The sequence below is a fragment of the Microbulbifer rhizosphaerae genome, from assembly GCF_014191725.1.
GTDB lineage: Bacteria > Pseudomonadota > Gammaproteobacteria > Pseudomonadales > Cellvibrionaceae > Microbulbifer > Microbulbifer rhizosphaerae.
This window is the reverse complement of record NZ_JACHWZ010000010.1, coordinates 23,648-50,342: the sequence shown is the minus strand read 5'-3', so window position 1 is coordinate 50,342 and position 26,695 is coordinate 23,648. Positions and strand designations below refer to the sequence as shown.

Sequence of the window (26,695 nt, the reverse complement as noted above, 5' to 3'; positions counted from 1 at the left end):
CCTGAGATTAAAAAGTGATTCGTATTGCCTACAAAAAAATCCCCTCTGCGACCAGAGGGGATTTTTCGTTGTGGAATTACTGGGTGTTAATCAGTAACTCGGTTTCTGCGAAAGTCTGTTCACCATCGCCGTGGCTGAGTATTCCCAGCGCACGGGTACCTGGAGACAGGCCCATCCATTCCACTTCGACACTGCCGGTATTGCCGACTTCGGCAGCGGGCGCTGTTATAACGGTATTACCGGCGTCGCCAGTCAGGTTGAAGTTAAACAGAGTATAGGGAGTCGGCCCTGCGGCGCTGGCAAAATCAATCACGAATACTGCGTACTGACCGGCTGCAGGTGCCGGAATATTGACTTCCTCTTGCGAGGTGGGGGTTCCACTGCTGCCTACAAACGGAAAATCGGGTCCGGGGCCGAATACCTGCAGGTCAAGGTCGTCGGAACCATCGCCAGCACCCACATCTTCATCGAACAAAGCCACTCGGGCCAGGTTGGTGCCCTCGGGGATATCGAAGAAGATCAGGTTGTCTCCACCGTCTTCCACTGCGCCCGGGAAAGGCACACCTTCGGCGAGGCCATTGATATTCACCTGATAGGCGCCGTTGTAGCCGAACTGCACGTCGAAGTTCAGAGAGCCTTCAATACCACTGCCGGTCAACTCCACCGGCGCCGCAAGGGGAACCGGGCGCACGGCGATGGGGCTGCGCACTGAGTGGAAGCCTGCGAGGGAACTCCAGGTCAGGGAACCGAAGGCCCAATCTCCGAGTATCGCACTGTCGGTGGCAGTGAAAGTGACGGTGTAGCTGGCGGTTTCCCCTTCTCTGAGGTGCATAAACCGCGGGCTCACCTGCACATCCACCCCCGCCGGCGCGTCCACCCAGGCCCAGTACCAGCCGGTACCCGGTGCCACGTTGGTCACTTTGCGGGTAACGGTCTGACTGCCGATCAACTCGCCGACACCGATAGACGCCAGGTTGAGATCACTGGAATCGAAGGAATAGCCTTGCGATGCGAGGCTGTCACAGTCGATAAAATCAAACTCCGGTTGATTTTCCGCGCCACACAGGAAGGCCAAGTAGTCCACCAGGCCTGCGTCGTACACCAGCCCGGGGAAAAGCGCCGAAGTCGCCTGCACCATTCCGGCGCCCATATCAAAGGGATTGGCAGCTTCCGGTCCGAAGGACTTACGCAGATCCGTACGCGCGGTGGTCATCAGCGCGGACTTGGCCATGGCCGGGGTCCAGTCCGGGTGGACCTGTTTCAGCAGCGCCATGATGCCCGCGACGTGGGGGCTGGACATGGAGGTGCCGTTCTTTGAATCGAACAGGTTGCCACCGCTCAGTACCGGGCTGGTGCCGGCGATGATGCCCACGCCGGGGGCGGTCACATCCGGCTTGATGATATCCGGCGCGCCGGCGTTGGCGCCGCGGGAGGAGAACTCGGCGATACGATCGGCCCGCGCTATCTGGATTTCCGGGCTCAGGGTGCCGGCGGTATCGGCGGTTTCGGCGATCAGTGCGCCATCCATATAACGGATCATAATGCCGGGGATAGTGGTGTCCGATGCCGACATCACCAGCGGGTCTACGCGGTCCGGTGCGGTGCCGTCGTTGTACACGACGATAGCCAGGGCACCGGCGGCGGCAGCCTCGTTGTACTTGGTACTGAAGGAACAGCCACCGCGAATCACCAGCGCTATCTGCCCGGCCATGGCGTCGCCGTTGGCCAATGGTGTACAGGCTTCCAGCGGTTCCGCGGCCACCACCGCGGCAGAGATGGCTCCGCTATCGGCCAGGGAGACGGGGCCACTTCCTTCCAGGCCTTCATAGGTGGCGGCAATTTCCGCCGGCGCCTCCACCCGCAGGCCGGTACCGAAACTCTCATCGTCCTCGGCGGCAGCCACTGAGGTTACCCAGGGCGCGCCGGACGGGGTGCCGATGGTTTCCGGCCCGGGGCCCTCATTGCCTGCGGATACGGAGACAAAGACGCCGGCATCGGCGGCAAACAGGAAGGCGATATCGTCCGGGCCGTTGAAAGTGGTGCTGGGGCCGCCGATGGAGAAGTTGATCACGTCCACGCCGTCGGCTACCGCCTGGTCGATGGCGGCCATGGAGTCGGAGGAGAAGCAGCCGCTGTCGTCCGGGTCCGGTGCGTCCCAGCACACCTTGTACACGGCGATGCGCGCGCGCGGTGCCATACCGCTGACAGTTCCCGCGGGCTCACCGTCGATCTCAGCCTCTACGCCGTAGTTGCCGCCGGCAGTGGTGGCGGTGTGGGTACCGTGGCCGTCGGCGTCGCGGGCGGACAGGAATTCATAGTCCGCCAGGGTGTTCGAGTTCAGGAAGGCGTCGGAAAAGGACTGAGCCTTGAGCAGTTTGTTGTTGCACTCGAAGGGCTGGTCTTCTCCATTGGCGTCGGTATTGCCGAAATCGCAGCCGGTGCCGGTAAAACTTTCCGGTGCTGCATCGTAGGGAATCCTGCGGCCGCGATCGCCTCTTTTCCGAGTAGGGACATCTGCCACACTCGGGTGCTCCGGGTGGATGCCGCTGTCGATCACACCGATTACCACGTCCTCGCCGGTCACTCCCCAAAGCCAGGGGCCGTGGATGCCGGTGAGGCCGAGAAAGTCCGGGGTGGAATTGGTGTGCGGCTTGAGCAGCCGGTCTTCCCAGACACCGAGCACATCCTTGCGCGCACGCAGGGCTTCCGCCTCCTTGGCGGTCATCTGCGCAGCGAAGCCGTTGAAGGCTACTTTGTAGTCATAGATCTTGCGTGCGCCGGGCACTGCGGCCATGGCTTGCTGGCGGCGCGACGCGAGGAAGCCGGCATAGTTTCGGACATTGGTGCTCTGCAGGTTGATCTTTTGATTTTTCGACGGCTTGGTGGCAGCGAGACCGGGGATGCTGCCCTCGTAGGCCGCCAGCGGCTTATCCGCCAGTTGGACGATATAGACCTTGTGGCTCTTTTCGGCTTTCGGCGTCAAGGACGCCTTGCCGGGCTCGGCGAAGCTGCCGGCACTCAGCAGCAGCCCCGCGAGCAGGGTGGATACAGCGATTATTTTCATTTTGGATTGTCCCATGTTGGATTTCCGTTGGGGAAACGGAAGCGATCGATGGCATGGGCAATTCGGAGAAAACAACAACCGACGCTAAAGATGGCTGGTTTCACTCGGTACAGCGGGCCAGTCCATCAACCCTTCCTCCGTAGCTCTCATACTCGTTATGGGTGAGCTGGCGGATTTTTATTTCCCGTTCTGTGCTTTTACTGCAATGGGGCGCGCAATTCAATGCGTTGGCGGAGGATTAGTCTTCTATCGGTGAGGCCTGTCAATTCTGCTGAATTGCCTGCATCCAAACGCGGCCCCAAGGCGTCAATTGAGCGGTTCGCTAAGCGGCTTGCTGCTGAACGGACTTTTTGGCTTTCGGTCCATGTGCAACGCGGAGTATCGTGGTCTTATCGGGCTCACTCGATGTCAGCGGCCGCTACTGGCGACTTTCGTAAATCAGGAAGAGACGAATGTATAAAAAATATCTAAAAACCGCCGCGCCCGTTCTGGTGCTGGCGCTGGGTTTTGGCGCTGTACAGATAATGATTGCCGCTAAGCCGGCGCCGGAAAAAAAGGAGGAGGAGCAACGCCTGGTATCGCTGCTCTACTCCGAGGCCCGGGAGGAGACCGTGCATCTGGCAGTCGCCACCCAGGGTGAAGTGCGGCCCCACACTGAAATCGACCTGACTCCCCAGGTGGCTGGCAGGATTGTCGCCATTGCGGAAAATTTTGCGGAAGGCGCGGGGTTTGAGGCGGGCGAGACACTGATACAACTGGAAGATGCCGACTACCGCCTGGCCCTTGCCCGCGCGGAAGCCGATGTGGCGGAAGCGGAAGTATTGCTGCAGCAGGCCCGCGCGGCGGCCGCCGTAAAACGCCGGCAATGGGCATCCATCAACCCCGACCGGGAGCCCACCCCACTACAGGTAAACCGGCCCCAGGTGGTCGAGGCGGAAGCCAGGATGCGCTCCGCCCGGGCGGCACTTGCGGATGCGGAACTGAACTTGGCTCGCACACGGATCAAACTGCCGTTCCAGGGCCGCGTCATCAGTCGGGATGTGGGGGTGGGTCAGTTTGTCACGGAGAGCACGCCATTGGGACGCGTGTTCGCCACCGACCGTGTTGAAGTGCGCCTGCCACTGACGGATTCGCAATTGCAGGAACTGGACCTGCCCATGGGCTTCGTGGCCACTGGCGGAAATCCGGGGCCGCAGGTGACGCTATCGGCCCAGGTCGGCCGGGAGCGACGCCAGTGGCAGGGACGCATCGTGCGCACCCAAGCGGCCGTGGATGAACAGACACGGCTGATTTACGCCGTGGCCGAAGTGCAGGACCCCTACGGGAAAGGTGCCAGCGAGGGGGTGCCGCTCGCTGTGGGGCTCTTCGTCTCCGCCGAAGCGGAGGGGGTGCAGGCGCACAAGGCGCTGGTACTGCCGCGGGACGCCCTGCGCAATGCCGACGAGGTATACGTGGTAGGCCCGGACAATCGGTTAAATATCCGCACCGTGGAAGTATTGTCCACTTCCGAACAGCGGGTGGTCGTCGCTTCCGGTGTGGCGGAGGGCGAGCGGATTGTCACTTCCGCGATAGCCAATGTGGTGGATGGCATGGAGGTTCAGCCCATCACCCAACTGGCTCGGCAATAACGGAGTGCGAGCATGAACAAGTTGATCGAATGGTGGGCGCGCAACAGCGTTGCCGCCAACCTCGCCATGGTGGGCATATTCGTGGCCGGCATCATCGGTTTCGGTGCTATGGAGCGGGAGATGGATCCCCAGGTGCGCTTCCCCGGCCTGCAGATCCAGGTCGCCTGGCCCGGTGCCGCGCCCCGGGAAGTGGAAGAGCAGATAGTCGCGCGTATTGAGGAGGCGGTCAGCGACCTGGACAACATCGAGTGGGTGCGGTCGACCTCGGCTGAGGGCTGGGGCGAGGTATATATCCTGGCGGAGCAGAGCGTCGATTTCTCCCGCTTTATGAACGACGTCAAAATGCGCGTGGACGCCATCTCCTCGTTTCCGCGGGACATAGAACCACCCCGGGTACAGCAGTGGGTGAACCGCGAGGAGTTTATCCGCGTCGCGGTGCGCGGCGACCTGGGCGAGCGCGAACTGAAACGCCTGGCGGAACAGTTGCGGGACGAGGTCGCCGCCCTGCCGGCGATCTCCGTGGTGCAGCTGTTCGGCACCCGCTTTGAGGAAGTATCCATCGAAGTCAGCGAGCTGGCCCTGCGCCGCTTCGGCATGACATTCCAGGAAGTGGCCGATGCCATTCGCGCCAGTTCCCTCAATCAGTCCGCCGGCACAGTGCGCACTGAAGTGGGCAGTTATCAACTCAAGGTGCGCAACCAGGCGGACACGGATCGGGAATTCGCCAGCATCATCGTGCGCCAGACCGCCGATGGCGGCACCATTCGCGTCGGCGATGTGGCCACCGTGGTAGACGGCTTCGAAGACAACGAAATTCTCGCCACGCTCAACGGCGAGCCGGCGGTGCTGCTCCAGGTGATGAGCACCGAGGTTATGGACATCGTCACCGCCTCCGAATCCATCCGCAAATGGATCGCCGAGCGCAGCGAGACCCTGCCCGCCGGCGCCAGGCTCACGCTCTGGACCGACAACGCCGAGGAATTCAAAGGCCGGATGGCCACCATCGGCAACTCGGCTCTGCTGGGGCTGATTCTGGTGCTGCTGGTGCTGGTGCTCACCCTACGCCCGAAGGTGGCCTTTTGGGTGGCTGCGGGCATCGCCATCGCCTACGCCGGTGCCTTTGTGCTGCTGCCGAGCGTCGGCGTTTCCCTGAACATGCTCTCCACCTTCGCTTTCCTGCTGGTGCTGGGCATAGTGGTGGACGATGCCATCGTGGTTGGCGAGAGCATTCACACCGAATCCCACAACCCCGAACACCAGCACCTGGGTGGTGCTGTGGATGCCGCGATACTGGGCACCCAACTGGTGGCCAAGCCGGTCATCTTCGCGGTGGTCACTACTATTTTCGCATTTCTGCCGTGGATTTTTATCAGCGGCTCCACCAGCGAATTCACCCGGCATATCACCTGGGTGGTGGTGCTGGCGCTGGTGTTCTCCCTCATCGAATCCCTGTTTATTCTGCCGGCGCACCTCAGCAGCCTGAAACCGCGCACCCGCCTCGGCCGCTTTGGACGCATACAAAAGCGGATCGCCGACGGCATCGTCTATTTTGCGCAGAATCACTACCGCCGCATCGGCCAGTGGGCGGTGGATCGGCGCTACCTGACCCTGAGTATCTTCATCTCCGCACTCATGATTGGTTTCGGTCTGTTCGGCAGTGGCTGGGTGAAGAAAAACTTTATGCCGGAAATCGAATCCGACCAGATCGTTGTCAACGTGGTCATGCCCGACGGAGCGCCCTATAGCCGTGCGCTGGAAGTATTGGCGCAGCTGCAGGATGCGGAAAAGCGCCTGGAGGAAGAGGTGAACCAGCGCACCCAGGGTGAAGGGATGCTGATCGAAAACTGGTATACCCGCTCCCGGCGGGACAGCGTGATTGCCATCGTCCAACTGGCCCCTCCGGAAGTGCGGGACATGTCTGCCAAAGAGGCGGCCTTGCGCTTGCGCGAGCTGATGGGAGACGTTCCCGACGCCAAGGAGGTCTCGGTGAATTACTCTTTCAACAACGGCGGCCCCGGATTCGAATTGTCCATCCGCCATCCGAACCTGGAAGTGCTGCGCGCTGCCACCGCCGAACTGGAAGCCCAACTGCGCACTTACGAGAGTCTCTACGACGTGCGCAATAACCTGGAGGGGGCCTCGGAGGAGATTCGCATCAGCCTCAAACCCGGCGCCGCCAGGCTGGGGCTGACCTTGGCGGAAGTCAATCGCCAGGTGCGGCAGGCCTATTTTGGCGAAGAGGTTCAGCGGCTGCCCCGGTCGGGCCAGGATGTGAAAGTGATGGTGCGCTACCCGCTGGCTTCCCGCCGATCCATCGAAAGCCTGAAAGACTTTCGGGTGCGCACCGCCGACGGCCACCAGATACCCTTGCTGGCGGTGGCCGAACTGGAATTTGCGCCGGGTATCAAGCGCATCCAGCGCTGGAATGGCAACCGCGCGGCGCGGGTGATGGCTGACCTGAAAGACGATGTCCGCGGCGAGATCATGGAAGACCTGAACAAAAACTTTTTCTCTGACTGGGAAAAACGCTATCCGGGCATCATCCGCGGCGCCGTGGGCCAGGCCGAGGGCGAGAAGCGATTCATACAGGAAGTGATCGGCCTCTACACCATTGCGTTGTTCGCCATGTACAGTCTGCTGGCGGTGGCTTTCCGCAGCTATTTCCAGCCGATACTGATCCTGATCGCCATTCCCTTCGCTTTCGTTGGCGCGATTTTCGGGCACGGGGTCCTTGGGATGACCATGGCAATCTTCAGCTACTTCGGTATCGCCGCCGCCGCGGGGGTGGTGGTCAATGACAACCTGGTGCTGATGGATCGCTGCAGCCGACTGCGGGAGAAAGGCATGGAACCGCTGCAGGCCATCGTGGAAGCGGGTGTCGCGCGCTTTCGCCCGATATTGCTGACCACCGTCACCACCATCGTCGGTCTTATGCCGATGCTGTTGGAACGCAGCATTCAGGCGGCCTTCCTGCAACCCATCGCGGTGGCGCTGGCCTTCGGGGTCTTTGTGGCCTTTTTCGTAACGCTGCTATTGGTGCCGTCGCTCTATGCGATTGGCGTCGATATCACTACGAGTGTCGCACGGGGCCGAAACTGGCTGCTGGCCCGACTGCCCGGAGAGCGTTTGCGGGAGAGTACTGCGTCGGGGGAGTAGAAGCCGCTCGGAAAACCCGACAGGCAATTGTCAGCCCAGCAGGAACCGGGCAAATCCAGCCAGATCGTCAAACACCGCGGTATCCGCCAGCCGCGGCTCCGGCTCGGCGATCAGCTTTTGCAGCGTCTGTTCGCCTTTGCCGGTCTTGACCAGTACCGGTTTGCAGCCTTTTTCCAAACCTGCCTGCAGGTCGCGCAGGCTGTCCCCCACCAGCCAGCAATCGTGCAGGCTGGTGTCGAACTCCGCCTCGATGGCGTCCAGCAGGCCGGGTTTGGGTTTGCGGCAGCGGCAGTTGTCGTCGGGGCCGTGGGGGCAGTAGAAGATCGCGGCGATTTCGCCGCCGGCATCCTCTATTAGTGCGCGCATCTTGGCGTGCATGGCTTCCAGATCGTCCAGGTCGAAATAGCCGCGGGCCAGGCCGCTCTGGTTGGTGGCCACCACGATCTGGTGGCCGACGCGGCTGAGGCTGGCGATGGCCTCGATGCTGCCGGGCAGGGGGACCCACTCGTCGACGGTTTTTATATAGTCGGCGGAGTCGTAGTTAATGACCCCGTCCCGGTCCAGCACAATCAAAGCCATGGGTTCAATCTACCGGGGTGGGAGCCAGCCCTGCTGGCGAAAAAGCGGGTATTGAAGCCGGAGCCGCCATCCATGGCGCTACAGCGTCGCATCTGATCCGGCCCCGGTCCCGCCTTCCATGGCGGGTCGCCAATCCGCGCACAAGGCGTTGCCTTGTAAACGCGCGGCTTGGCCCTGCAGGGCTGGCTCCCACAAAGTCATTTAGCCGGTACCAGCAGGGAGATATCGGCAACCTCGAGGAACAACGAACGCAACTGTGCCAGCAGGGCCAGGCGGTTGTCGCGCAGCTTTTCGTCGTCGGTCATCACCATCACGTGGTCGAAGAAGCTGTCCACGGTTTCCCGCAGGCCGGCGAGGCCGGCGAGACCTTCGGTGTAGAGCGCTTCGGCGTAGAGGGGCTCCACCTGGGTACGGGCATCCTTAACCGCGATGTAGAGGGCTTTTTCCGCATCCTCCTGCAGCAGGTTTTCATCCACTTCGGTCGGTGCGGGGCCCTCCAGCTTGGCGAGAATATTCGATACCCGCTTGTTGGCAGCGGCCAACGCCTGGGCTTCCGGCAACTGGCTGAAGGTGTGCACCGCGTGTACCCGGTTGTCGATATCCAGCGGCCGGGAGAGATTGCGCGCAGCCACCGCCATAAACACTTCCGCGGCGATGCCCTGATCCTCGTAGCGGGCGCGGAAGCGTTCGAGGATATAGTTCAGGGTCTGCTCGACCACAGTGCTGTACTCGCCGAGGGCGGTGCGTGGGTAGCCGTCGCGGGCGAGTTCCAGCAATTGGCGCAGGTCCACGTCGATGTTCTTTTCCACCACCAGGCGGATAACCCCCAGGCTGGCGCGGCGCAGGGCGAAAGGATCGCGGGAACCGCTGGGGGGCTGGCCGATGCCGAAGATACCCACCAAAGTATCCAAACGGTCCGCCAGGGCGATGACGGTGCCGGTGTCGCTCTTAGGCAGCTCGTCGCCAGCGAACTTGGGCATGTACTGTTCGTACATGGCTTTGGCCACGTCCAGGGGTTCGCCGTCGTTCTCCGCGTAGTAGTAGCCGGCGATGCCCTGCAGGTCGGGGAATTCGAACACCATCTCGGTGACCAGATCGGACTTGCACAGCCGCCCGGCGCGCTCGGCCCGGTCGGCATCGCTGCCGACGTGGCCGGCGATGGCGCGGCCCAGGGTGGCAACCCGCTCGGTCTTGTCGTACACCGAGCCCAGGTGCTGCTGGAAAACGATCTGGCGGAGTTTCTCGCGACGGGATTCCAGGCTGGTTTTCTTGTCGGTCTCGAAGAAAAAGGCGGCGTCGGAAAGCCGTGGGCGGATCACCCGCTCGTTGCCGGCGATCACCTGGGCGGGATCAACGCTCTCGATATTGGAGACGGTGACGAAGAAAGGCAGCAGCTGGCCGTCTGCGTCCACCACATGGAAATACTTCTGGTGTTCCTTCATCGACGAGATCAGCGCTTCCGCCGGCACGTCCAGGAAGCGCTCCTCGAAGCGCCCGGTGAGCGCCATCGGCCACTCCACCAGGGCGGTGACTTCGTCGAGGAGATCGTCGTCGATCACCGCCACGCCGTTGACGTTGTGTGCCTCGGCAGTCACCTGCTCGCGAATGGCCTCGCGGCGTTCGTCGAAGTTGGCAATCACATAGCCGGGATCACGCAGCTGCTGTACGTAGTCGCTGGCAGAGTGGATCTCGAGCTCGCGATTGCAGTGGAAGCGGTGGCCGCGGCTGGTGTTGCCGGCCTTCAGGCCCAGTACCTCGCCGTCCACGACTTTGTCGCCGAACAGCATCAGCAGCCAGTGGACCGGGCGCACGAATTCCTCCCGGCGCGCGCCCCAGCGCATGCGCTTGGGAATCGGCAACTGGGCCAGGGATTTTTCCACGATCCCGGCGAGCAGGCGCTCGGTGGCCTCGCCCTTCTGTTCGCTGACAAACGCCAGCCGCTCGCCCTTGTCGGTCTGTACACGACTGAGCTGGTCGACGGTGGTGCCGTTGCTGCGCGCAAACCCTTCGGCGGCCTTGCTGGGGTTGCCGTCTTTGTCGAAGGCGGCTTTTACCGCCGGTCCGAGTTTCTCTATCTGTTTGTCCTGTTGCTTTTCGGCGAGGCCGGTGACGGATACCGCCAGGCGGCGCGGGGCGGCGTAGGCCTTTACCTCGCCGAATTCCAGTTCCGCGTCCTGCAACCCCTGCCGGATACCCTGGGCGAAAGCATCCATCAGGGTGCGCAGCGCCTTGGGTGGCAGCTCTTCGGTGCCCAGTTCAACCAAAAAATCCCGAGCCATTACTGCACCTCCTCTTTCTTGGTTTCCTGGGCGAGAACTTCATTGCGGATCTCTTCCGCCGCCAGCGGGAAGCCCAGCGCGTGCCGGGCGTTGTAGTAGGCCTGGGCGACTGCGCGAGCCAGGGTGCGCACGCGCAGAATGTAGCGCTGGCGCTCGGTGACCGAGATGGCGTGGCGGGCGTCCAGCAGGTTGAAGGCGTGAGAGGCCTTCATCACCTGCTCGTAGGCGGGCAGCGGCAGACCCAGCTCGATCAGCCGGCTGCTCTCGCGCTCGCAGTGGTCGAAGGTGGCGAACAGGAATTCCACGTCCGCGTGCTCGAAGTTGTAGTGGGACATCTCCACTTCGTTCTGGTGGAAAACGTCGCCGTAGGTGACCGGGCTGCCGTCCGGATTGCGGGTCCACACCAGGTCGTAGAGGGACTCCACCCCCTGCAGGTACATGGCGATGCGCTCAAGCCCGTAGGTGAGTTCGCCGGTGACCGGATAGCACTCCAAGCCGCCCACCTGCTGGAAATAGGTGAACTGGGTGACTTCCATGCCGTTCAGCCAAATCTCCCAGCCCAAGCCCCAGGCGCCGAGGGTGGGGGATTCCCAGTTGTCCTCCACGAAGCGGATATCGTGCACCGCCGGGTCCACGCCCATGGCGCGCAGGCTGTCCAGGTAGAGGTCCTGGATATTGTCCGGGGACGGCTTCATCACCACCTGGTACTGGTAGTACTGCTGCAGGCGGTTGGGGTTATCGCCGTAGCGGCCGTCGGTCGGACGGCGGCAGGGCTGCACATAGGCGGCGTTCCAGGTCTCCGGACCCACCGCGCGCAGGAAGGTCGCCGGGTGGAAGGTGCCGGCGCCCACTTCCATATCCAGAGGTTGTAGAATGACGCACCCTTGGCGCGCCCAATAGTCCTGCAGGGCAAAAATCAGGCCCTGGAAGGTGCTGAGGTCGTGTTGCTTGGACACCGCGTTCTCCGGATCAAAGTGTGCTTTGGGCAAAGGGCCGCAATTATACCGGCAGCGGGTGACGCACTAAAGGCGCCCGGGTCGCACAAATCTTGACGATACTGAAAAAAGGCCGATAGTTAGCCGGCCTGGTGGCAAAGGAAGTAGTGACATTGGATATCAAGGGCCGGCTGGCGGTTGCCGTGCTGAAACTGATTGGGAAGTTGCCGCTGCGCTGGTCGCGCCGGCTGGGCTGGCTGTTCGGCCAGCTGGCGGTGCTGACCCGCAGCGACAGCCTGCACATCAGCCGTATCAATCTGGCACTCTGCTACCCGGGCAAGAGCGCCGGCGAAAGGGAGAAGCTGGCGCGGCGCAGCGTGATCAACACCGCCATGACCGGTTTCGAGGTGGCCACCATCTGGCACCAGCCCTGGAGCCGCAGCGAGGACCAGATAGTGCGGGTGCGCAACCAGCAGTTGCTGTGCGACCGGGTGGATGAAAAGCGGGGGGTGCTGGTACTGATGCCTCACACCGGCAACTGGGAAATCTTCGGCATGTACCTGGCCACCCTGGGGCCTTGCACCGCCCTCTACGCACCGCCGAAAATCGCCGCGCTGGACCCCCTGATCCGCGCGGGCCGGGAGGCCACCGGTGTGCAGATGATGCCCACCGACGTGCGCGGCGTGCGCGCGCTGCTGAAGGCTTTGAAGGCCGGCGGTATCGCGATGGTGTTGCCGGACCAGGAACCGGACACCAGCGGCGGCGACTTCGCGCCCTTCTTCGGCAAGCCGGCGTTGACCATGACCCTGGCCCACAACCTGATCCGGCGCACCGGCTGCCGCTGCGTGTTCGGTTTCGGCAAGCGGGTAAGCGGCGGCTTCGAACTGATATTCCAGCCCGCCGAGCAGGCGATCTACAGCGAGGAGCAGAAAGTCTCCCTGGCCGCGCTCAACCGGGGCGTGGAAGCCTGTATCGCTGAGGCGCCGGAGCAATATCAGTGGGAGTACAAGCGGTTCCGGCAGCAGCCGGAAGGAAAAAGCAGCATTTACAAGAAAAACCCCAGATAGAAAAACCGGAGCTGATCAGGAGGGCAGCAGCTCATTGCGGCGCAGTATCTCTCCCAGCGTTTCGATCTGGTCCACCCGTCGGGCAATCGCAAACAGCTTCGGGCACTCCCGCGCAAACCACTCCCGCCGCGGGCGCCAGCTGCTCATTACTGCCACAAAGATATCCAGCGCGGTCATCTCGTTCCCGCAGACCCAGGGGCCGTCCAGCTCCGCTTCCAGTTGGCGCCACAGTTGTTGGCAGCGCTGCTCGGTGGACTCGCGCAGCTGGCGCGCGCCCTCGTCGTTGGCCACAAAGCGTTCCGGATGGTCGCCGTAGGTAAAGGTGGGGTAGACGGCGGCCACCAGCCACACCAGGCGGCGCAAGAATTCCGCGCGGTGCGCATCGTCCGCCGGTGGCACCAGCCCACAACTGGGAAAGCGGTCTCCCAGCCACAGCGTAATGGCCGCGGTCTCGGTAAGGATTTCGCCGTTCGCCAGACGCAGGGCAGGGATTTCGCCGAGCGGATTTATCGCCAGCAGCTCCTTGTCAGGCAGCTGTTCCCAGGAAAAATATCTAACCTGGTATTTCTGACCCGCCAGCGTGAGCAGCGCCTCCACTATCGCGGAGCCGCCGCCTTTGGCGGCATAGAGAATCAACTCATCACTCATCGGCTTCCCCTCTCCCCAACCTTCTCCCCAGCGTCAATTATGCTGCGTTGCGAAATGCCACGATCACCGGCATCCGCGCCGCGCGCCAGGCGGGGAAGAAGCCGCTGACAAAGCCGATCAGCAGCGCCAGAACCGCGCCCTGCACAAATAGGTCCGGCGACATCTCGAAGCTGAACACCACCTGGGTAAAACTGCCTCCCAGGGTGGAGGCGTTCATGCCGTCGAAGAATACAAAGGCGGCCAGGGAGCCCAACAGGCCGCCGGCGATGGCCAGCACCAATGCCTCGGCGATGGTGCCGCAGAAGGCGGAGAAGTTACTGAAACCCAGGGTGCGCAGGGTGGCGATTTCCTTCGCCCGGTCGGCCACCGAGGTATACATGGTATTGAGTGCGCCGGCGAGGGCGCCCAGGGCCATGATAAAGCTGATCACGCGGCCGAAAATGGCCATGTACTGCAGCTGCTTGCCCTGTTCGGCGAAGTAGTCCGCCTCGGTCTTGAGTTCCAGATTAAGCTGCGATTCGGTATCGAAATACGCCGTGAGCGGCTCCAGGTCGCCGGGATTTTCCAGTTGCGCGCGGATGGTCTGGTAGCTGCTGCCGCGGTTGTAGTGGCTCTGGATCATCTTGGCATCCGCCCAGAGTTCGCTTTCGAACACATTGCCGCCAGTGGAGAAAACGCCCACCACCGTCCACACATTTTTGCCGAAGCGTATCTCGTTGCCGAGCTGGAAGCCGTCGAACTCGCGCAGTATGCCGCTGCCTACGATCATCTCGTTGGTGCCGGGGGTGAACATGCGGCCTTCCAGCAACTGCATGTTGCCGCGCATGGCCATGCCGCGCTTGTCCAGGCCGCGCAGGGGGATATTGGCCTTGCTGCCGGTGCTTTTCTTGATGCCGTCGACTATCACATAGAGTTCGGGAGACACCAGCGGGCCCTCCGCGTCCCGCGCTATGCCGGGCGCTTCCTCGACCAGGTTGACCTGGTCGCGGCTGATCACGCTGTTCAGCTCCGCCTGGGAACCCTCGCGCATCATCAGCGCCACGGCGTCCGAGCCGGCGCCACTCATGGTGGCCTCGAACCCCTTGGCCATGGCCAGGAAGGCGAGCAGTATGGCCACCACCACGGCGCTGGCCAGCACCATGGCCAGGGACATCCACAGGCGCCGGGGCAGGCTGCGGATATTCATCACCGTAACCGCGGCCGTCTGTGTAAACAAAGAGCGCGAAATAAGAGATCTCATTGGCTTACCCCCGATTGAATGCAGTGACGATATTCAGGCGCAGCGCGTTGAGCGCCGGCAGCAGCCCGGTGATCAGCCCCAGCAGCAGCATAAATAGCAGCGCCTGCAGGGCTATGCCGGAATCCAGCATCAGGTTGGGCAGGAACTGGGCCATGGTGCCCTTGGCACCTTCGATAATCAGCCAGGCGGCGCCCAGGCCGGCGAGGCCGCCGATCAGGGCGATCAGCAGGGACTCCGTCAGAACCATTTTGAAAATGCGCGGGGCGGGGAAGCCCAGGGTTTTCAGCACGGCTATCTCACCGGTGCGCTCGCGCACCGCCAGGGCCATGGTGTTGCCGACCAGGATCAGTATGGTGAAGAAAGCCATGAACACCACGCCGAAGATGATCAGGCCAATATTGCCGATCTGTTCGATAAACGCCTTGCTGAAAGCCTCTTCGGTGCTGGTATCCGTTTCCGCCTGTGAATTGGCGAAGCCGTCGTCGATTGCGTCGGCGATGCGCTGGTTCTGCGCCGCGTCCGCAGTGGTGAGGGTGATCCAGCCTATCCACTCGCCGCCGAAGCTCTGGGTCTCCATAAAGTACTTGAAATGGAGGTACATGCTATTGGTGTCGTGCTGCGGGTCGCTGCCGGTAAAAATACCCTCCACTACGAAGTCCCAGGTGTGGCCGCCGTCCTTGTGGGAAAAAATACTGGAGGAGACCGGCACCCGGTCGCCGATCTTCCAGCCCAGGCGCTGCGCCAGGCTTTCGCCGACGATCACGCCCTGGCGGTTGCCCAGCCAGGCGGCGCGCCGTTCCGGCGACAACACGATTTCCCGCTCGTATACCTGCAGCCAGCTCTCCGGCTCCACTGCCATGGCCACTATCTGGTTGCGCGGCTCCTGATAGTAGCCGCCGAACCAGTTGGCGTAGGTGACATTCTCTACGCCGTCCACCGCCGCCACCTTTTGCGCGTAGGCAATCGGCAGCGGCTGGGTGAAGTTGATCTTGTTGACCACTACCAGGCGGTTGTCCGCGGCCAGGTCGATGCCGGCGTCCAGCGCGCTTTTCAGGGTGGTGACCGCACCGAAAATCAGGAAGGCGATAAAGATGGCGAAACAGGTGAGAAACAGCCGCAACGGCTTTCTCGTCATGTTTTTGTAGATTAAGTAGAGATCGTTCATGCCGCCACTTCCCTCTGCACGAATTTGCCCTTGTCCAGGTACAGTGTCTGACTGGCGTACCGGGCCGCCGCCGGGTCGTGGGTGACCATGACGATGGTCTTGCCGTGCTCGCGGTTGAGCAGCTGGAGCATTTCCAGGATTTCGTCGGCGGTTTCCCGGTCCAGGTCGCCGGTGGGCTCATCGCACAGAATCAGTTTGGGATCGGAAACGATGGCGCGGGCGATGGCCACCCGCTGTTGCTGGCCGCCGGACATTTCGCTGGGCATGTGTTTGGCGCGATCGCTGAGACCCACCAGCGTCAGGGCGGTTTCCACGTTGGCCCGGCGCTGTGTCTTGGAGAGTTTGGTGAGCAGCAGCGGCAGTTCCACGTTGCGCGCTGCGTTGAGCATCGGCATCAGGTTGTAGAACTGAAAGATAAAGCCGATATTGTGCGCGCGCCAGCGGGTGAGTTCGCCCTCGCTGAGACTGTCGATGCGGGCGCCGTCGAACCAGATTTCCCCGCCGCTCGGCTGGTCCACGCCGCCGAGCATATTTAGCAGTGTGGTCTTGCCGGAGCCGGAGGGGCCCATAATGGCGAGAAAATCGCCGCGTTCGATGGTCATATTGAGATCGTCGAAGATGGAAATTTTTTCCTTACCCTTGACGAAACTCTTGCTGACTCCGTTGAGTTGAAACAGTACGTCCTGCGACATCGCCAAATCCCTCCAGTGTTTTTATCAATATTTTTTGTGGGAGCCTGCCCTGCAGGCGAATTACTGCAAGCTGAAAAATATCGCCTTGGGTAGGCTCCCACATGGTTATTCGCTATTCCCCAAAAAAGCTACCTTGACCCCCATATCCGGCAGGATGCGCGGGTCTTTCTCATCGATACCGATACGCACCCGCACCGTGGCCTTGGCGCGGTCGGCGGTGGGGATAATCGCCTCCACGGTGGCGGGAATATCCCAGTCCGGGTAGGCGTCCAGGTTGGCGCTCACCTTCTGCCCCGCGGAGACGCGACCGATAAAAGCCTCGTTTACATCCACCTCGATCTCCAGGGAATCCATATCCACGATGGTGCAGATGCCGGTGCGGGTGTGACCGCCGCCGGCGGAGGTGGGGGCGACTATCTCGCCGGGCTGGGCATTTTTCTGGGTGACCACGCCGGCAAAGGGTGCGCGGATGGTGTGGTCCTGCAGCCGCTCCTGTTGCCGCTGCACTTCCAGGCGGGCCACCTGGATATCCGCCTGGGCGCTTTTCAATTGTGCCTCCAGGCTTTCCACCGCGGCCTCGCTCTGGCTGAGCTCGGCGCGGCTGGAATAGTGCTTGTCGATCAGCCCCGCATGGCGCACCTGTTGGCGCCGGGCCTCGGCCAGCTCGGCGCCGATACTTGCCACTCTGGCTTCCAGCACCCGGACCTGGGCCTTGGCAAAATCCAGGTTCACCCGCGCCTTGGCGTCGTTCAGGCGCGCCAGCACCTGGCCCTCGGCCACCTGCATGCCCTCTTCGACATCCACACTGGCGATCAGGCCCATGACTTCCGCGGACACTGTGGCCACACGTCGGGGGGTAATATAGCCGGAGGCGTTGAGCACGGTTTCCCGTTGTGCGGAGGGCGCGGGCAGGTCGACGGGTGCCGCGGTGGAGGCAGACTCGATGACGGGTTGTTGCGGCGTCGGTTCAGGCGCCTCGCCGGTAAACTGAGCGGTGGCCAGGACGCCCACCAGTATGCCCGCCGCGACTCCGATACTGGCGGCGACGACGATAGTGCGTGAGGATAGGGTGCTCGTCTCGGGGACCGCGTCGCGGTCAATTTTCAGCTGGCCGAGGAGCTCGCTGGTGTTCTTTGCCATTACTGCCTTGTTCTTATTAGTTACTTCCCGGTAACTATCTACTTTGGCAGAAAAAACTTACCTTGACTATCGCACCGCGGCGACGTGTGGGGGCTTTGCGATTAATGGCGCCAGAAAGCGGGCGTGAAGAGTACCAGCAGGGTGAAAATCTCCAGGCGCCCCATCAGCATCGCCAGGATCAGGAACCATTTTGCCACCCCGTTAACGTCGCCGTAGTGGGCCGCCGCCTCACCCAGGGCCGGGCCGATATTGCCCAGGCAGGAGCCCACAGTGGAAAAGGAGGTTTCGAAGCTCTCACCGGTGGCCATCACGACCATCGTGAGCACGAAAAACGACAGAACATAGACTGCGAAAAACCCCCACACCGCGTCGGTCACCCGCTCCGGCACTAGTTTGCGATTGACCTTGATGGGCACCACCGCGTTGGCGTGCACCAGGCGGTCCATTTCGCGCAGGCCGGATTTCACGATCAGCATAATGCGTATCATTTTGATGCCCCCGGAGGTGGAGCCGGCGCAGGCACCCATGAAGCCCAGGATCAGCAGCACATAGGGCAGGAAGGCGGGCCAGGCGTAAAAACTTTCCGAGCCGAAACCGGCAGTGGTGCCGATGGAGACCACCTGGAAGACACCGTGCAGAAAGCTTCCCTCGGGGCCGAACACCCCCCGGAGCCAGAGGTAGCTGCTGATCAGCAGCGCGGCCGACACGGTGAGGATGATGTAGAAGCGGAATTCGGAGTCCCGCCAATAGTGGCGCAGGCTGCGATTGTGAAAGGCGAAAAAGTGCAGGCCGAAGTTGATACCGGCTGCGAGCATGAAAAAAATACAGACCAGCATGATCGCGTGGTTGTTGGCAAAGAATCCCATACTGGCATCGTGGGTGGAGAAGCCGCCGTTGGCCACGGTGGAAAAGGAGTGGCCCACCGCATCGAATATCGTCATGCCGGCCCACCAGTAGCCCAGGGCACAGAGGATGGTGAGAATGATATAGATCACCATCAGCGCGCGCGCGGTCTCGGCGATGCGCGGGGTCAGCTTGGTGTCTTTCACCGGCCCGGGAATTTCCGCCTTGTACAGCTGCATGCCGCCGATCCCCAGCATGGGCAGGATCGCCAGAGCGATGACGATCACGCCGATACCCCCGAACCACTGCAACTGCTGCCGGTAGTAGAGAATTGCCGGCGGCAGGGTATCCAGCCCGGTGATGGTGGTAGCGCCGGTTGTGGTCAGCCCCGAAACGGATTCGAAAATCGAATCCGTAATACTCAAAGCTGGCTGCGGGCTGACAATAAAGGGCAGGGCGCCGAAGCTGCCCAGTACCAGCCAGAACAGGGAGGTCACCACGAAGCCGTCGCGGGTGCGCAACTCCTGTTTGAGATCGTGCACCGGCAGCCACATAAACAGCCCGGTGACCAGGGTGATGGCGAAGGCGATGACGAAGGAGGTGTGAGTGTGATCGTCGTACCACAGGGAAACGCCGATCGGCGGCAGCAGGGTCAGGCTGAACACCGTCAGAAGAATTCCGAAAATCCGCGCAATGACCGCTATCCGCATCGAGACGATTCAGCCTTTTGTTAACTGCCTACTCCTGTAGGAGCGGCCGCTCCTACACAGAGGCCCGTACAATTTGTTAGAAGAAACTAAAGCCCACTTGGAACAATTGTTCCACATGGCGCGTATGGCGGCGGTTCACCAGGAAGACGATCACATGATCGTCGGTATGCACCACCACATCGTCGTGGGCGATCAGCACTTCGCTGCCGCTCTCCGTCTCGCGCACTATGGCGCCGATGGCGGCGCCCTCCGGAAGGTCGATGTCCTCGATCCTTTTGCCCACCACCTTGGAGGTGCGGCTGTCGCCGTGGGCGATCACCTCGATGGCCTCGGCGGCGCCGCGGCGCAGCGAATGCACATTGACCATGTCGCCGCGGCGCACATAGGTGAGCAGGGTGCCAATGGTGGTCTGCTGCGGCGAGATGGCGATATCGATATCGCCGCCCTGCACCAGGTCCACATAGGCGGGGTTGTTGATCAGGGTCATCACCTTGCGCGCGCCCAACCGCTTGGCCAGCAGCGAGGACATGATATTGGCCTCGTCGTCATTGGTGAGCGCGAGAAACACATCGGTGTCGTCGATGCTCTCCTCCAGCAACAGGTCCTGGTCCGAGGCGCCACCGTGCAACACGATGCTGTTGGAGAGCTCCTCAGAGAGAGCCACGCAGCGCGCGTGCTCCTGCTCGATGATTTTTACCGAATAGCGGTTTTCCAGCTTGTGCGCCAGGCGCAGGCCGATATTGCCGCCGCCGGCGATGGTGATGCGTTTGTAGCCCTGCTCCAGGCGGCGCAGCTCGCTCATCACCGCGCGGATATCCGCGCGCGCGGCGATAAAAAACACTTCGTCGCCGGCCTCGATCACCGTGTCGCCCTGGGGAATGATCGGGTTGTTGCGCCGGTAGACGGCCGCCACCCGGGTGTCCACCCGGGGCATATGTTCGCGCAGATAGCGCAGCTGGTGCCCCACCAGCGGGCCGCCCTGCACCGCGCGCACCGCCACCAGCTGCACGCGGCCGTCGGCGAAGTCCAGCACCTGCAGCGCGCCCGGGTGCTCGATCAGTCGCGAGATATATTCCGAGACCAGCTGCTCCGGGCTGATCAGCACGTCGATGGGGATGGACTGGGGGTCGAACAGTTGCGGATACTTGAGGTAGGAGGCAGCGCGCACGCGGGCGATCTTGGTGGGCACGCGGAACAGCGAGTGGGCGACCTGGCAGGCGGCCATATTGGTTTCGTCGTTGTTGGTCACCGCCACCAGGATATCGGCGTCCTCGATGCCGGCGTTCAGCAGGATATCCGGGTGGGCGGCGTGGCCCTGCACCACCGCGATATCGAGCCGGTCGCGCAGTTCGCGCAGGGCTTTTTCCCCGGTGTCCACAAGCACAATATCGTTGCGTTCCGAGGCCAGGCTCTCCGCCAGCGAACCGCCCACCTGGCCGGCGCCGAGAATTACGATCTTCATAATATGATTGGCCCGAGCTGGCCTTTTATTCGGCTTTGTTCAACAGAGCGTAGTAGAAACCGTCGCCACCTTCGGGCTCGGGGAACAGCTGCACACCCGCCGCCTGCGGTTCGCCCCAGGGTTTTCCGCCCAGTTGCTGCGGCGTATTGTCGCGCGCATCAGGGGTCGCCGCAACGAATCCCGCGACCACCCCGGCATTCTCTTCCGGCAGTATGGAGCAGGTGGCGTAGAGCAGGGTGCCCCCGGGCTTGAGCAGCTTCCACAGAAAGCGCAGGATTTTCGCCTGCAGCGCCGCCAGCTCTGCAATATCCGTCTCCCGGCGCAGCAGCTTGATATCCGGATTGCGGCGGATCACGCCGGTGGCGGAGCAGGGCGCGTCCAGCAGTATACGGTCGAAGGGTTGGCCGTCCCACCAGGCATCCGGCTCGGCGGCATCGGCGCAGATCAGTTCCGCGCTGGCGCCGATTCTGGAGAGGTTCTCCGCTACCCGGTCCAGGCGCTCCTCCTCGATATCCAGTGCGCTGAGCTGCAGGTCCGGCTGCTGTTCGAGCAGGTGGCAGGTCTTGCCGCCGGGGGCAGCGCAGGCGTCCAGCACCCGCTCGCCGGGGCCGGGTTGCAGCAGCAACGCGGCCAGCTGGGCGGATTCGTCCTGCACGCTCGCCAGCCCCTGCTCGAAGCCCGGCAGTTCCTGCACCGCGCGGGGCGCCTCCAGGGTGATCCCCACCGGCGAAACGGCGCAGGGGCGCGCGGCGATTCCCACCTGTTCGAGCCGGGCGAGGTAGTCGGCGACAGTGACCAAGGCGGTGTTGACCCGCAGGGTCATCGGCGGGTTGGCGTTGTTGGCCCGGAAAATCTCCCGCGCGCTGTCTCCCCAGGCGGCTTTAATACGCTGCTGTAGCCATGCCGGGTGGGCGGAGCTGAACTGCGGATTGCCGGAGAGTTTCCTCTCCAGTTGTTCGCGGCTGCGCTGGTAATTGCGCAGCACGCCGTTGATCAGGCCGGTGGCGTGGGGGTGTTCCAGTTGGCGCGCGGCGTTTACCGTGGCGGAGATGGCGGCGTGGTCGGGGATTCGGGTGTATTCCAACTGGTAGAGGCCGAGCAGTACCAGTGCGCTGATCTCTTTATCTGCCGGCGGCCTGCGCAACAATTTGTCGGCCACCAGTTGCAGGCGCGGCGCGGTGCGCGCGCAGCCGTAACAGAGCTCGCGCAGCAGCGGGCGGTCGCGCTCGGAAGTGCGGGCTTCCGCCTGTGGCAGCAGTTTCGACAGGGAGCCGCGGCCGTCGAGCAGGGCGGCGATTACCTGCGCGGCCGCTGCGCGCGTATCTGCGGCCACCCTTTATTGCCCCAGCCGGTTGCCGGGGGCAAACAGCTCGCGGTGGCCCTTGAGGATTTCCGCTGCCGGCAGCGCCTTCCTGCCCGGCAGCTGCAGCGACTGCAGGCGGAGCGCCTCGCGGCCACAGGCTACCAGAATGCCCTCGTCGTCGACGCCGAGAATGGTACCGGGCGCATCGCCGTGGCAGCCGCGCTCCAGTTGTGCTTTGTAGATGCGCAGGCGCTGCTCGCCCCTGTCGTCGGTAAAAGTAGTCCAACACACAGGGAAAGGATTGAAGGCGCGGATCTGCTTTTCCAGTTCCTCCGCCGGGCGCTGCCAGTCGATGCGCGCCTCCTCCTTGCTGATCTTGCCGGCATAGGTGGCGGCGCTGTCGTCCTGGACCCGGGGTTCGGCGGAGCCGGCGGCGAGCTGTTCCAGCGCCCGCAACAGCGCCGGGCCGCCCAGCTCCGCCAGCTTGTCGTGCAGACTGCCGCCGGTGTCCGCGGGCGCGATCCGGCAGCGGCTCTCCACCACTACCGGGCCGGTGTCCAGCCCCGCCTCCATTTGCATGATGGTCACACCGCTCTCCGCGTCACCGGCCTCGATGGCGCGCTGGATCGGCGCCGCACCGCGCCAGCGGGGCAGCAGCGAAGCGTGCACGTTGATGCAGCCCAGTGGCGGAATGTCGAGCACCACCTGCGGCAGAATCAGACCGTATGCGACCACCACCATCACATCGGCGCCCAGGGCCGCCAGTTCCTCCTGTGCGGATGGGTCGCGCAGGCTCTGGGGCTGGTAGACGGGAATATCGCGCCGCTGGGCCAGTTGCTTGACCGGACTGGCGAGCAGCTTCTTGCCGCGGCCGGCGGGCCTGTCCGGCTGGGTATAGGTGGCGATCACCCGGTGTTCGCTGTCCAGCAGTACCTGCAGGTGCGCGGCGGCAAAGTCCGGGGTGCCGGCAAAAACAATCTTCAGAGGTCGGGTCATAAACCTGGGATTTGTGTGATGGCGCGCCGGTCGTCAGGCGCGCTGGCGGTGAGCCTTTTCCAGTTTGGAGCGGATGCGATTGCGCTTGAGCGGGGAGATGTAGTCCACGAACAGTTTGCCGTCGAGGTGGTCCACCTCGTGCTGGATGCACACCGCGAGCAGGCCCTCGACCTCCAGGGCGAAGGGTTCGCCATCGCGATCCAGCGCCTTCACGCGCACCTTGCGCGGGCGCTCGACGGTCTCGTAGAAGCCGGGCACCGAGAGGCAGCCCTCGTCGTACTGGTGGTGTTCCGGGTCGAGCACCTCGATATCCGGGTTGATGAACACCAGCGGTTCGCTCTGATCCTCGGACACGTCGATCACCACGAGACGCTTGTGCACGTTCACCTGGGTGGCGGCGAGGCCGACCCCGGGGGCTGCGTACATGGTTTCGAACATGTCGTCCACCAGCTGGCGCAGTTCGTCGGTCACCTCGGCAACCGGTTTCGCGACCTGGCGCAGGCGGGGATCGGGGAATTCGAGGATTTCGAGTTTGGCCATAACACCTGTGACAAACTTCTGGTCTTTGTGGAAGATGCGCTGATAACATAATGATCGCGCTGGACTTTTTGCCGTTTCTACCGCGTTACCGTATTTCACTGTTTTCCGCCCTGTGCGGACAGCGACCGGCGCTGTGAATTATAAGCGATAAAAGCATGGGAATGCTTCGATGAAAAAAATTCTTCTGGCCGCCGCTGTCCTGCTGGCGGTGACCTTGGGCCTTCAGGCCCAGGATGTACGCCTCAACCCGGACCACCCGGATGTCTATGTGGTGCAGGAGGGGGATACCCTGTGGGATATCTCCGGTAAATTCCTCACCCAGCCCTGGTTCTGGCCGGAGATCTGGCAGGTGAATCCACAGGTGGATAACCCCCACCTGATCTACCCCGGCGACCGCCTGCGCCTGGTCTACGTCGAGGGCCAGCCGCAGCTGCACCTGGAGCGCGGCCCGCGCGCCTACAAGCTCTCTCCCGTCGCCGACGCCAGCAAACTCTACCCCAGTGTGCGCCGCGAGCCGGTGGGCCAGGCGATTCCGGCGATTCCCCTGGATGCTATCAACGCCTTCCTGTCCCGCACGCGGATTGTGGGGCCGGATGCCTTCAAGGGCACTCCCTATGTGATTTCCGGCGACGACCAGCGCATCCTGATCGGCGCCGGTGACAAACTCTACGCCCGTGGCGATTTCAGCATGCCACTGCCTTCCTACGGCATCTACCGCCCCGGCGACCTCTACGTGGATCCCTACACCGGGGAAACCCTGGGTATGCAGGCCCTGGACGTGGGCTCGGTGGACCTCTTCCAACTGGACCCGGATCACCGCGAAGATTTCGCCGTGGCCACCATGGAGGTGACCCGCACGGCCCGCGAAATCCGCCTGGAGGATCGCCTGCTGCCGGTGGAGGAGCGCTCAATTGCCGCGCTGTTCCAGCCTGGCGCACCGGCGGTACCGGTGGAAGGGGTCATCCTCGGCGTGGATGAAGGGGTCACTAACATCGGCAAGTACGATGTAGTGGTGATCAACCGCGGCGAGCGCGAGGGTCTGCAGCCGGGTCACGTATTGTCCATCTACAAGCGCGGTGCCATGGTGCGCGATCGCATCGAGCGCGACACCGTCAAACTGCCGGACGAATACGCCGGGATGCTGATGGTCTTCCGCAGCTTCGAAAAGATGAGCCTGGCGCTGATACTGGAGTCGGACCGCCCGCTCGAGGTCATGGACCTGGTCCGCAACCCGTAATTCAAGAGATGCCCGACGCATGGATGCGCTCACCGCCACCCTCGCCCTCCTGCGCCTGGAGGGCATGGGGTCGGCCCGCTACTGGCAACTGATCGAACGCTTCGGCAGCGCGCCCGCCGCGTTGCAGTCCCTTCCCGACACTCTCCTGCAAAAACTCCCCGAACGCGCACAGAGCCAATGGCGCGAGTACCGCAGCCGCGGCGAGCGCTGTGAACTGCTCGCCTGGGCGCAGGCGGAACGGGAGCGCTGTGGCGAGATCGGCGTGCAACTGGTGCTGTGCGGAGATGACGAATACCCAACCCTGTTGGCGCAGATCGCCCGCCCGCCGCCGCTGCTCTATCTGCGCGGCAATACCGCCGCCCTCCATCTGCCGCAGATCGCCGTGGTGGGCGCGCGCCGGGCCAGCCGCGGCGGTCTCGATAACGCCCGCGCCTTCGCCGCGGAACTGGCCGGCGCCGGCTTCGCCATCACCTCCGGCCTGGCCCTTGGGGTGGATGCCGCCGCGCACCGGGGAGCGCTGAATGCCGGAGGTGCCACCCTGGCGGTGCTGGGTAGCGGCGTGGACCGCCTCTACCCGCGGCGCAATATCCCGTTGGCGGAGGAGATAGTCGAAAACGGCGGTGCGGTGATCAGCGAGTTGCCCATGGGCAGCGGCGCCGAAGCGGCCAACTTCCCGCGCCGCAACCGCATTATCAGCGGCCTGTCCCTGGGCATACTGCTGGTGGAGGCCGCGGTGCGCTCCGGCTCCCTGATCACCGCGCGCCTGGCCGCGGAGCAGAACCGCGAGGTGTTCGCCATTCCCGGCTCCATCCACAACCCCCTGGCCCGCGGCTGCCACCGAATGATCAAGGAGGGTGCGGCGCTGGTGGAGACCAGCGCGGACATAGTGGAACAACTGGGCGGATTGCTGGCCGAGCCGCAATCGCAAAACCCCGACGCCGGTCCGCAGCTGGCGGAGGACCAGCTTCGGGTAATCGCCGCTCTGGGCGGCGACCTGCGCAGTATCGAACAGATTGCCCGGGATACCGGCGAAGACGCCGGGCCGCTGATGGCGACCCTGTTGCAACTGGAGCTGGCGGGGCTGCTGGAGCAACTGCCGGGAGGCTACCAGCTAACCGGGCAGGGCGCCCGGTTGCTGCGCCAGCTGTTGCCCGGTTGACGGCGAGAACAACAAAGAAAAAGGCAATGCATATATTGATCGGACTGATTACCGCCATCGGCGGCCTGGTCTGGGCGCTGTACCGCCTGCAGAATGCGGGCGTCGACCTAAATTCCTTCAACCCCTTCTACTGGTTGCGCAGAAGAAACTGGCAAAAGCAGCTGGGCACCAAGCCGCTGCACCGCCTGGACAGGCCGATGGATGCCGCCGCGGTGCTGCTGGTGGCCATCGCGAAAGCCGAGGGGGAAATTTCCCGCGAACAAAAAGCGCAGATCACCGATATCTTTTCCAGCGAGTTTAATCTCACGGAGCCCCAGGCCGCCGAACTTTTCGCCTCCTCGGCGTATATGCTGCGGGAAGTGCTGGATGTAGAGGCGGAAATCAAACATATACTGGAACCGACCAAAGCGGCCTTCACCTCGGATCAACGCGAGTCGCTGCTGCAAATGCTGGCCCGGGTTGCGGAACTGGAGGGCAATATTGGGCAGGCACAGCAACAGATCATCTCCGCTGTCAGCAGGGAGTTGGGGCAAAGGCCGGAAACGACAAAAAAGTGGCAATAATTATGAACCCGGGGCAATGAAGGCCCGAGCCTGCCGGTCACGGAAGCCCACTTCGCAGAGCCGGAGACGCTTGATATTCGATTGAGAGGAGAAGGTCCCTTCCTCCCTCCGTACCCAAACCCGCGACTATATGACCGGCACTGGTCAATTCGGGCCTTTTGTCCTGGGGCTGGGAGTTGGCAAAAATACCGGTTTGCAATCCCTGGCCCGAATATTGCGTCTGAAGTAAAGGATAAAATAACAAAATAAACGACGTATTTTTACAAAAGTGTGCTGTTGTCGTGGTTAA

General features: G+C 62.7%; 20 protein-coding genes. 6 read left to right on the top strand and 14 right to left on the bottom strand.

The features are described from left to right. Nucleotides 1-76: 76 nt before the first annotated feature. Nucleotides 77-3,064, bottom strand: a complete 2,988-nt coding sequence (locus FHS09_RS11540; RefSeq protein WP_183460006.1) for a S8 family serine peptidase — start codon at nt 3,062-3,064, stop codon at nt 77-79. Nucleotides 3,065-3,516: 452 nt separating this feature from the next. On the opposite strand from FHS09_RS11540, the gene FHS09_RS11535 reads away from it, so the two are divergent. Both FHS09_RS11535 and FHS09_RS11530 read left to right on the top strand, forming a co-directional pair. After that, nucleotides 3,517-4,692, top strand: a complete 1,176-nt coding sequence (locus tag FHS09_RS11535) for an efflux RND transporter periplasmic adaptor subunit (protein ID WP_183460004.1) — start codon at nt 3,517-3,519, stop codon at nt 4,690-4,692. Nucleotides 4,693-4,704: 12 nt separating this feature from the next. Further along, a complete protein-coding gene (locus tag FHS09_RS11530) occupies nt 4,705-7,848 on the top strand; it encodes an efflux RND transporter permease subunit (RefSeq protein ID WP_183460002.1) in 3,144 nt (1,047 codons plus the stop codon). A 30-nt stretch (nt 7,849-7,878) separates the two neighbouring features. Here the strand turns inward: FHS09_RS11530 and gmhB are convergent, their stop codons facing one another. From gmhB to glyQ, 3 genes are all read right to left on the bottom strand, one after another. Further along, a complete protein-coding gene (gene gmhB / locus FHS09_RS11525; protein WP_183460000.1) occupies nt 7,879-8,427 on the bottom strand; it encodes a D-glycero-beta-D-manno-heptose 1,7-bisphosphate 7-phosphatase in 549 nt (182 codons plus the stop codon). Nucleotides 8,428-8,624: 197 nt separating this feature from the next. Further along, nucleotides 8,625-10,706 carry a glycine--tRNA ligase subunit beta gene (gene glyS / locus FHS09_RS11520; RefSeq protein ID WP_183459998.1) on the bottom strand — a complete coding sequence of 694 codons (2,082 nt, stop codon included), beginning with the start codon at nt 10,704-10,706 and terminating at the stop codon, nt 8,625-8,627. Next, on the bottom strand, nt 10,706-11,662 hold the full coding sequence (gene glyQ / locus FHS09_RS11515) for a glycine--tRNA ligase subunit alpha (protein ID WP_183459996.1): 957 nt from the start codon (nt 11,660-11,662) through the stop codon (nt 10,706-10,708). Before glyQ ends, glyS begins: the two co-directional genes overlap by 1 nt. A gap of 146 nt (nt 11,663-11,808) precedes the next feature. Here glyQ and FHS09_RS11510 point away from each other — a divergent pair, with 146 nt between their 5' ends. Further along, nucleotides 11,809-12,708, top strand: a complete 900-nt coding sequence (locus FHS09_RS11510; RefSeq protein ID WP_343057474.1) for a lysophospholipid acyltransferase family protein — start codon at nt 11,809-11,811, stop codon at nt 12,706-12,708. A gap of 15 nt (nt 12,709-12,723) precedes the next feature. On the opposite strand, the gene FHS09_RS11505 is transcribed toward FHS09_RS11510, so the two are convergent. From FHS09_RS11505 to def, 10 genes are all read right to left on the bottom strand, one after another. Then, nucleotides 12,724-13,356 (bottom strand): glutathione S-transferase family protein, encoded by a 633-nt coding sequence (locus FHS09_RS11505; protein ID WP_183459994.1) that lies wholly within the window; start codon nt 13,354-13,356, stop codon nt 12,724-12,726. Nucleotides 13,357-13,393: 37 nt separating this feature from the next. Continuing rightward, nucleotides 13,394-14,542, bottom strand: coding sequence for an ABC transporter permease (locus tag FHS09_RS11500; protein WP_246394934.1), 1,149 nt, complete (start codon nt 14,540-14,542; stop codon nt 13,394-13,396). A gap of 58 nt (nt 14,543-14,600) precedes the next feature. Then, on the bottom strand, nt 14,601-15,761 hold the full coding sequence (locus FHS09_RS11495) for an ABC transporter permease (RefSeq protein ID WP_183459990.1): 1,161 nt from the start codon (nt 15,759-15,761) through the stop codon (nt 14,601-14,603). After that, nucleotides 15,758-16,453 carry an ABC transporter ATP-binding protein gene (locus FHS09_RS11490; RefSeq protein ID WP_183459988.1) on the bottom strand — a complete coding sequence of 232 codons (696 nt, stop codon included), beginning with the start codon at nt 16,451-16,453 and terminating at the stop codon, nt 15,758-15,760. Before FHS09_RS11490 ends, FHS09_RS11495 begins: the two co-directional genes overlap by 4 nt. 105 nt (nt 16,454-16,558) lie before the next feature. Further along, the gene (locus FHS09_RS11485; protein ID WP_183459986.1) at nt 16,559-17,593 is read right to left on the bottom strand and encodes an efflux RND transporter periplasmic adaptor subunit; all 1,035 of its coding nucleotides are present in this window, start codon (nt 17,591-17,593) and stop codon (nt 16,559-16,561) included. A 101-nt stretch (nt 17,594-17,694) separates the two neighbouring features. Beyond that, on the bottom strand, nt 17,695-19,146 hold the full coding sequence (locus FHS09_RS11480) for a TrkH family potassium uptake protein (RefSeq protein WP_183459984.1): 1,452 nt from the start codon (nt 19,144-19,146) through the stop codon (nt 17,695-17,697). A 76-nt stretch (nt 19,147-19,222) separates the two neighbouring features. Further along, a complete protein-coding gene (gene trkA, locus FHS09_RS11475; RefSeq protein ID WP_183459982.1) occupies nt 19,223-20,608 on the bottom strand; it encodes a Trk system potassium transporter TrkA in 1,386 nt (461 codons plus the stop codon). 25 nt (nt 20,609-20,633) lie between these two features. Beyond that, nucleotides 20,634-21,941, bottom strand: a complete 1,308-nt coding sequence (rsmB, locus tag FHS09_RS11470; protein ID WP_183459980.1) for a 16S rRNA (cytosine(967)-C(5))-methyltransferase RsmB — start codon at nt 21,939-21,941, stop codon at nt 20,634-20,636. 3 nt (nt 21,942-21,944) lie between these two features. Continuing rightward, nucleotides 21,945-22,907: a methionyl-tRNA formyltransferase gene (fmt, locus tag FHS09_RS11465; protein ID WP_183459978.1), complete on the bottom strand. Its 963-nt coding sequence runs from the start codon at nt 22,905-22,907 to the stop codon at nt 21,945-21,947. A 33-nt stretch (nt 22,908-22,940) separates the two neighbouring features. Next, entirely contained in the window at nt 22,941-23,447 is a 507-nt protein-coding gene (gene def / locus FHS09_RS11460; RefSeq protein WP_183459976.1) for a peptide deformylase, read from the bottom strand. A 169-nt stretch (nt 23,448-23,616) separates the two neighbouring features. Here def and FHS09_RS11455 point away from each other — a divergent pair, with 169 nt between their 5' ends. The 3 genes from FHS09_RS11455 to FHS09_RS11445 are packed head-to-tail and all read left to right on the top strand — an operon-like array spanning nt 23,617 to nt 26,406. After that, complete coding sequence (locus FHS09_RS11455; protein WP_183459974.1) at nt 23,617-24,684, top strand: LysM peptidoglycan-binding domain-containing protein; 1,068 nt, start codon at nt 23,617-23,619, stop codon at nt 24,682-24,684. A gap of 19 nt (nt 24,685-24,703) precedes the next feature. Further along, on the top strand, nt 24,704-25,843 hold the full coding sequence (gene dprA, locus FHS09_RS11450) for a DNA-processing protein DprA (protein ID WP_183459972.1): 1,140 nt from the start codon (nt 24,704-24,706) through the stop codon (nt 25,841-25,843). A gap of 26 nt (nt 25,844-25,869) precedes the next feature. Beyond that, nucleotides 25,870-26,406 carry a tellurite resistance TerB family protein gene (locus tag FHS09_RS11445; protein ID WP_183459970.1) on the top strand — a complete coding sequence of 179 codons (537 nt, stop codon included), beginning with the start codon at nt 25,870-25,872 and terminating at the stop codon, nt 26,404-26,406. Nucleotides 26,407-26,695: the final 289 nt, after the last annotated feature.

Excerpts from the sequence above, each read along its gene's own strand:
- fmt (WP_183459978.1), bottom strand. The coding sequence starts at position 22,907 with ATGACCCGACCTCTGAAGATTGTTTTTGCCGGCACCCCGGACTTTGCC.
- FHS09_RS11490 (WP_183459988.1), bottom strand. The coding sequence starts at position 16,453 with ATGTCGCAGGACGTACTGTTTCAACTCAACGGAGTCAGCAAGAGTTTC.
- FHS09_RS11455 (WP_183459974.1), top strand. The coding sequence starts at position 23,617 with ATGAAAAAAATTCTTCTGGCCGCCGCTGTCCTGCTGGCGGTGACCTTG.
- trkA (WP_183459982.1), bottom strand. The coding sequence starts at position 20,608 with ATGAAGATCGTAATTCTCGGCGCCGGCCAGGTGGGCGGTTCGCTGGCG.
- gmhB (WP_183460000.1), bottom strand. The coding sequence starts at position 8,427 with ATGGCTTTGATTGTGCTGGACCGGGACGGGGTCATTAACTACGACTCC.
- def (WP_183459976.1), bottom strand. The coding sequence starts at position 23,447 with ATGGCCAAACTCGAAATCCTCGAATTCCCCGATCCCCGCCTGCGCCAG.
- FHS09_RS11480 (WP_183459984.1), bottom strand. The coding sequence starts at position 19,146 with ATGCGGATAGCGGTCATTGCGCGGATTTTCGGAATTCTTCTGACGGTG.
- FHS09_RS11500 (WP_246394934.1), bottom strand. The coding sequence starts at position 14,542 with ATGAATATCCGCAGCCTGCCCCGGCGCCTGTGGATGTCCCTGGCCATG.
- FHS09_RS11505 (WP_183459994.1), bottom strand. The coding sequence starts at position 13,356 with ATGAGTGATGAGTTGATTCTCTATGCCGCCAAAGGCGGCGGCTCCGCG.
- FHS09_RS11530 (WP_183460002.1), top strand. The coding sequence starts at position 4,705 with ATGAACAAGTTGATCGAATGGTGGGCGCGCAACAGCGTTGCCGCCAAC.
- glyS (WP_183459998.1), bottom strand. The coding sequence starts at position 10,706 with ATGGCTCGGGATTTTTTGGTTGAACTGGGCACCGAAGAGCTGCCACCC.
- FHS09_RS11495 (WP_183459990.1), bottom strand. The coding sequence starts at position 15,761 with ATGAACGATCTCTACTTAATCTACAAAAACATGACGAGAAAGCCGTTG.
- FHS09_RS11540 (WP_183460006.1), bottom strand. The coding sequence starts at position 3,064 with ATGAAAATAATCGCTGTATCCACCCTGCTCGCGGGGCTGCTGCTGAGT.
- FHS09_RS11445 (WP_183459970.1), top strand. The coding sequence starts at position 25,870 with ATGCATATATTGATCGGACTGATTACCGCCATCGGCGGCCTGGTCTGG.
- FHS09_RS11535 (WP_183460004.1), top strand. The coding sequence starts at position 3,517 with ATGTATAAAAAATATCTAAAAACCGCCGCGCCCGTTCTGGTGCTGGCG.
- dprA (WP_183459972.1), top strand. The coding sequence starts at position 24,704 with ATGGATGCGCTCACCGCCACCCTCGCCCTCCTGCGCCTGGAGGGCATG.
- FHS09_RS11485 (WP_183459986.1), bottom strand. The coding sequence starts at position 17,593 with ATGGCAAAGAACACCAGCGAGCTCCTCGGCCAGCTGAAAATTGACCGC.